This is a genomic window from Streptomyces sparsus (assembly GCF_054776295.1).
Genome location: NZ_BAAHCA010001188.1, coordinates 1 through 1,270, shown reverse-complemented (window position 1 = coordinate 1,270; position 1,270 = coordinate 1). Strand labels below are relative to the sequence as shown.

Sequence of the window (1,270 nt, the reverse complement as noted above, 5' to 3'; positions counted from 1 at the left end):
TACCGGCTGTCGGGCCGGGTGGCGGCGCCCGACAGCGACAGCATCGAGACGGCGCGGAGTTCGCGGCCGGTGGCGCCGGGCGTGCACCTGACGTCCTACGAACGGCTGCGGGCGGACTCGTGGCTGCGCGTCGCGGAGCTGGACGTGGACCTCCACGGCAGCGGGGTGCGAGCCGACTACCTCTCTTCGGGCCGGGTCACCGACCGGCGCCCGCTGTCGGCCCTGGCCGCCGCACACGACCCGGGCACGGCACGGCGCACGGTCGCCGCGGTCAACGCCGACTTCTTCGACATCCAGCAGACGGGAGCGCCGCAGGGCCCCGGCATCAAGGACGGGGCCCTCACCCACTCCCCTGCCCAGGGTGCGGGCCGCGCCGCCGGTATCGGACCGGAAGGCGCCGGTCGCATCCTGGAGTTGTACTTCGAGGGCACGCTGCGACTCCCGTCGGGCCCGCACCCGTTGGCCGCGCACAACGCCGCCGACGTCCCGCCCGGCGGCATCGGCCTCTACACCCCGGCCTGGGGTGAGGCGGACCGCGCGCTGACGGTGGACACGGCGACACCCGTCGCCGAGGTGGTGGTGAGCGGCGGCAGGGTCCGTTCCGTCACGGACGCGGTGGGAACCGGCCCGATCGCGGAGCACACCGCCGTCCTGGTGGCCCGGGAGGAGGGCGCAGCGCTGCTCGCCGCGCTCCGGCCCGGTGACCCGGTGTCCTGGGAGTACCGTCCCGTCACCGACGGCGGACCGGTGCCGCAGACCGCGGTCGGCGGCCGGGAGCTGCTCGTCGTCGACGGAGTGGCACAGCGGCACAGCAGCGGCGACGGCGCCTCCGCGCCGCGCACCGCCGTCGGGTTCTCCCGGGACGGGCGCAGGATGCACGTCGTGACCGTGGACGGCAGGCAGGCCGGCAGCGGCGGGGCGACACTGACCGAGCTGGGTCGGATGATGAGGCGGGCCGGGGCGTACAACGCGCTGAACCTGGACGGCGGCGGCACGTCCACCCTGGTCGCCCGGGAGCCGGGGGGCGAGGTGCTCCACGTGGTGAACAACCCCTCGGACGGCGGCGAACGGCCGGTGCCCAACGGCCTGGCCTTCACCGTCCCCACGGGCAGCGGGCAGGTACGGGGCTTCCACGTGCGCACGACGACGTCCGCCGCGCACGCGCCGGGTGTCGAGCCGGCCGGGGGCGGCCGTCCCGAGCGGGTCTTTCCCGGGCTGACCCGCAGCCTGACCGCCACCGGCCACGACGAGACGTTCGGGCCTGCCGGGG

Annotated in this window: 1 protein-coding gene; it reads left to right on the top strand. The window is 76.1% G+C overall.

Annotation, left to right across the window (positions count from 1 at the left end; genetic code table 11):
- On the top strand, positions 1 to 1,270 hold a 1,270-nt coding region (locus ACYVE9_RS27320; RefSeq protein WP_461030570.1), incomplete at both ends, for a phosphodiester glycosidase family protein.